This window comes from Halobellus sp. (assembly GCF_042218505.1).
Lineage (GTDB): Archaea > Halobacteriota > Halobacteria > Halobacteriales > Haloferacaceae > Haloquadratum.
On sequence record NZ_JBDGQZ010000065.1, the window covers coordinates 1 to 4,362 of the forward strand.

Here is a 4,362-nt window from a genome sequence, read left to right on the forward strand (position 1 = left end):
TACCGTCGGCCGAGCGGGTCGAACCGCTCGGGCCAACGACGTCTTGGATGGTCAGCTGCTGGAAGCCAAGCGAGCTTTCGATGGAACCGTCCTGGCCATCATCAATTTTGAGCTGAGCAGTAGCCGTCGTGTCCGAAGAGACGGATGGTGCTTGGACGCTCGTAATGTTGAATGCCAGGGTGACAGATTCGTCGCCGCTGCCAGTCGAGTCAGAGACAGCAAAGCTGACGTTGCCGTTGGAGTTGACGCTGCCAGATCCAACGGAGACATTCCCAGATCCAGGACCAGTAACTGAAAGACTGGTGATTGAGCTGGAACTGGTGTTAAGCGCATCAGGAAGGTCAACGAAGACATCCTGATCAGTGCCGTCACTGGTATTCAGAGTGACATCAACACTCACGTTGTGTTCGTTTGTTGTCTGTTCGTCTACGGTACTCGGGGTAATGCTTCCCGAGTCCGCGGTCTGAGCGGCAGCCGTCCCCGCAAACGCGACAGTTCCCCCGAAGACCGAGAGAACCATCAACGCGGAGAGGACGACCGCGCGAACCTTGTCGGATGTATGTCCTGACATAGTTTGTTGTTGTGCGCCGGCAGTCCGAGACTGTCGCGTCCTTTCGTGCCGAGTTTTGAGACCACGCCGGGTGCGCAGTCTCTGGGTAGGGTACGCTCGTACGGTCTAACGAATCGTATAAGTGCTTTGTGGAATCTGAATCCGCGTCTGACGGCCGTCTTGCACGTCTACGGCCCCGTACTGGCGTATGTGACTACGTGGCACGAGCCCCGGGAAGGTATGTAAACGACGTCCGACGCGGGACGGCGTGAAATCACAGAGCCGCGGTTCGGAGACGATCTCGGAGACGCTGGAACGCCTGACTCGCCGGCAGGACCTCCTGGAGATCCCCGATATCCTCGACGAGGACGGGCTCGACGAGGCGAAGCAGGCCGCCCGAGAGGTTCGCGAGCGCAAAGACCGGAAGGCCGCCGCGCGCGAGGCGTTCCGGGAGTGATCCTCGATTCGTCGTACGCCTTCGAGCTGGACTCTGAAGACGCGTTCCAGCGTGGAGTCGAACTCGCAGAGCGGGGGTCAAGCGGCGCATCCCGACACCCGTCGTGGCGGAGGTGCGGTACGGGGTCGAGAGCGAGCGGGGGAGCGCGACGGCGCGGGCGATCGAGAATCGACTGATGGGACGGCCGTAGAGCCCGTCGACGAGGTGGTGGCCCGAAGGGCCGCGGAGTTACTCGCGGGCGACGACGAGTGGGGCGGCGACCCCGGAGCCGACCTGGTGGGCGCGATGATCGCCGGCGTCGCAGACAAATACGGAGAGCCGGTGCTGACCGAGAACGTCGGCGACTTCGAGCGTCTCGGGGTCACGGTCGAGACGTGGTGAGCGGGCGACGGGGAGGGACACTCTCGACGGCGAGGTTCCAGACGAGTCACCGAAGGCCGTGGCCCGCTATCGCCGTGCGGTAGCACTCCTCCAGTCGCCGGAGGACCGTCGGGCGGTCGAACTCGGCGAAGCGCTCGTCCACGGTCCGCCGGTCGCGGCCCGCCACCGCGACTATCTGGTCGGCGAGCTCCTGCGGGCTGGTGACACGGACGCCGTTCCGGTCGCCCTCGACGAGTTCGTGGGCGGCGGAGTCGGCCTGGTACTCGACGACCCCGACACAGCCGCAGGCGAGCGCCCAGCAGAGTTCGTTCGCGAACCGCTCGCGGGTCGCGGTCTGGGCGAACACGTGCGCGCCCTTCAGCACGGGCACGAGGTCCGCGAGGGGGAGGTCCCCGAGAAACTCGACCCGGTCGTCGATCCGGAGTTCCGCGGCGGTCTCCTCGGCGGCCTCGCGCGACGGGCCGTCGCCGACGACCGCCGCGCGCCACGACTGGTCGCGGAGTTCCGCGAGGGCGAGGAGCAGGCTCTCGACGTTCGCGTCCGCGTCGAGTCGACGGGCGTACACCACGTCCGCGCGCGCCTCGACCGGCGCCGCCCGCACGAGGTCGTAGTCGACCGGTTCGGGAAGCGTCGTCACCCGGTCGTCGGGCACCCCGCACTCGCGGGCGTGGGTCGCCGCGAGCCGCGAGGGGACCGTCACCGTCGCCGGCAGCCTCGCGACCCGGCGGTAGGCGGCGGGTCGGTCCGCGGGGTGGTCGTCCCACCAGTCCACGAGGAGCGGGACCCGGAGTACCGTCGCCGCGGCGCGTGCGCTCGCCACCGCGGCGGGTGGACTCGCGGCCGCGTGGACCACGTCGGGCCTGACACGCCCGAGGTGCGCCGGCAGGCGCGCCGCGAACGTCCCCGCGGCCACGCGGTCACAGACCGCGCGGTACGTGACGCCGCCGTCCTCCCAGATCGTCCCGTCGAACCCCCACCAGCGCGCACAGAGAACGGTCACGTCGTGGCCGCGCGCCGCGAGACCCTCGGCGAGCCGACGCCGCCGCGCGGTCGCCTCCGTGGCGAACGGCGGGTCGGTCCGCATCCCGACGAGAGCGACGTCCATCGCCCGCGGAGACGGAGGGGCGCCCTAAAAAGGTACGAACACGACGGCCGCCGCCGTGAACTCCCAGTCGTAGACGTGGTTGAGCAGGACGTACGCGACGACGCCGAGGGTGAGCGAGGTGATCCACGACGACGCGGCGACCCGGCCGACTCGCCTGTGGCTGGTCTGGCGCAGTTCGGCCGGCGTGTGCGTCACGGCGAGGACGAGTGCGTACAGGACGACCGGCACCGCGAGGATAGAGAGGACGATGTGGACCGCCAGCATCGCGAGGTAGGCGTAGTACGGCAGCGTCGGACCGACGAACTCCTTCGTGCCGCCGCCGCCCACCTTCGCGAGGTACAGCACGAGAAAGACGAGGATGAGGGCGAACGCCGAAGACATCGCGGCGGCGTGTTTTCGCACCTCGTTCTGCCGGATGAAGTACCAGCCGGCCACGAGGAGGAGAGTGGTGACGGTGTTGACTGCCGCGATGGCGTGGCTGAGGAGGTTCACCTGCGCGAGCGTGAGGTCGGGGTAGATCGACTGTGGGACGACTCCCGCGAACGTCCCGAGGACGAGGCCGTAGCCGAGGACGGTGAGTATCGCGGCGGTCACGCGGGGGTGGGCCTTCGCCGGGGCGGTGACGTCCGCAGTCGCCATATCGGGGGTGAGAAGTCGACAGGTATGTCCTTTCCGCTCCCGGTCGTGCGGGCTGTCGGGTCGCGTCTGGCCGTCGACGAGCGTGGGGACGCGACGGCCAGAAACAGCCACGACAGTCCGTATCAGTCGGCGACGCCGGTCCGCTGGGCGGCCGCCCACGCCGCCGCCTCGCTGATGCCGTCGCCGAGGATGGTGTAGCGGTCTCTGATCTCGTGGGCGGTCGTCAGCGCCGCGACGAACGTCGCGTCGTCGATACCCAGTTCCGCCGCCGTGGTCGGCGCCTCGATAGCCGCGAGGGCGTCGCGGACCTCGCGCCAGCCGCCCTCGGGCCCCTCGTGGAGGTATGCGGTGACGACGCTCGCGACCCCGACCTGGTGGCCGTGGAGCGCCGGGTCGGCGACCGTCCGGTCGAGTTGGTGGCTGATCAGGTGTTCGGCCCCGCTCGCGGGCCGCGACGAGCCCGCGATAGACATCGCGACGCCCGAGGAGACCAGCGCCTTCACCACGATCCACGCCGACTCCTCTAACCCACTCTTGATCGAGTCTGCGCTGTCGACCAGCATCTCCGCCGTCAGCTCCGAGAGCGCACCCGCGTACTCGCTGTACGGGACGTTCTTCAGGCGCGCGGCGAGGCGCCAGTCTTTCACCGCGGTGTAGTTCGAGATGATGTCCGCACAGCCCGCGGTGGTGAGCGCCCACGGCGCCGCGGCGATCGGTTCGGTGTCGGCAACCACCGCGAGCGGGGGGTTGGCGGCGACGGAGTGGCGGGTATCGCCCTCGGGGATCGAGGACCGTCCGGAGACGATGCCGTCGTGGCTCGCCGCCGTCGGCACCGAGACGAACCCCAGTCCGAGTTCGTCGGCGGCCATCTTCGCGAGGTCGATCGGCTTCCCGCCGCCCAGCGCGACGAGATAGCCGGCCTCTTCGGCGCGGGCGCGTTCGACGAGGTCTGAGACCTCGTCGAATGAGGCCCGCTCTGTGACCGCCGTCGCCGGCGCGGGGCCGACGCTCGCGAGCGCATCGCGCGCCCGCTCGCCCGCGATTCGGTCGGGCGTCGGGCTGGTGACGACGAGGGGACGACCCGTCACGGAGAGGTCGGCAACCACCTCGTCGAGGTCGTCGAGCACGCCGTGGCCCACGACCACGTCGCGCGGGAGCTTGATCCACGTCGACTTCTCGAACATACCCGCCGGTGACACCCGCCGGGTTAGAAACCTCCGCTGTGTCTGG

General features: G+C 68.7%; 6 protein-coding genes. 2 read left to right on the top strand and 4 right to left on the bottom strand.

Features of this window, described 5'->3' with window-relative positions:
* Window positions 1-571 (bottom strand): surface glycoprotein (locus tag ABEI27_RS14985; protein WP_375800214.1); only part of this gene is annotated, 571 nt, incomplete at its 3' end.
* A gap of 247 nt (window positions 572-818) precedes the next feature.
* Here ABEI27_RS14985 and ABEI27_RS14990 point away from each other — a divergent pair.
* Complete coding sequence (locus ABEI27_RS14990) at window positions 819-1,007, top strand: hypothetical protein (protein ID WP_375800215.1); 189 nt, start codon at window positions 819-821, stop codon at window positions 1,005-1,007.
* Window positions 1,008-1,058: 51 nt separating this feature from the next.
* Complete coding sequence (locus ABEI27_RS14995; RefSeq protein ID WP_375800216.1) at window positions 1,059-1,388, top strand: hypothetical protein; 330 nt, start codon at window positions 1,059-1,061, stop codon at window positions 1,386-1,388.
* A gap of 46 nt (window positions 1,389-1,434) precedes the next feature.
* Here the strand turns inward: ABEI27_RS14995 and ABEI27_RS15000 are convergent, their stop codons facing one another.
* The 3 genes from ABEI27_RS15000 to ABEI27_RS15010 form a co-directional block, all read right to left on the bottom strand.
* The gene (locus tag ABEI27_RS15000) at window positions 1,435-2,493 is read right to left on the bottom strand and encodes a glycosyltransferase (protein ID WP_375800217.1); all 1,059 of its coding nucleotides are present in this window, start codon (window positions 2,491-2,493) and stop codon (window positions 1,435-1,437) included.
* A gap of 24 nt (window positions 2,494-2,517) precedes the next feature.
* The gene (locus tag ABEI27_RS15005; RefSeq protein WP_375800218.1) at window positions 2,518-3,132 is read right to left on the bottom strand and encodes a DUF420 domain-containing protein; all 615 of its coding nucleotides are present in this window, start codon (window positions 3,130-3,132) and stop codon (window positions 2,518-2,520) included.
* A gap of 122 nt (window positions 3,133-3,254) precedes the next feature.
* Window positions 3,255-4,316, bottom strand: coding sequence for an NAD(P)-dependent glycerol-1-phosphate dehydrogenase (locus ABEI27_RS15010; RefSeq protein WP_375800219.1), 1,062 nt, complete (start codon window positions 4,314-4,316; stop codon window positions 3,255-3,257).
* Window positions 4,317-4,362 lie beyond the last annotated feature (46 nt).

Coding starts and splice junctions, on each gene's coding strand:
- ABEI27_RS15010 (WP_375800219.1), bottom strand. CDS start 4,316: ATGTTCGAGAAGTCGACGTGGATCAAGCTCCCGCGCGACGTGGTCGTG.
- ABEI27_RS15005 (WP_375800218.1), bottom strand. CDS start 3,132: ATGGCGACTGCGGACGTCACCGCCCCGGCGAAGGCCCACCCCCGCGTG.
- ABEI27_RS15000 (WP_375800217.1), bottom strand. CDS start 2,493: ATGGACGTCGCTCTCGTCGGGATGCGGACCGACCCGCCGTTCGCCACG.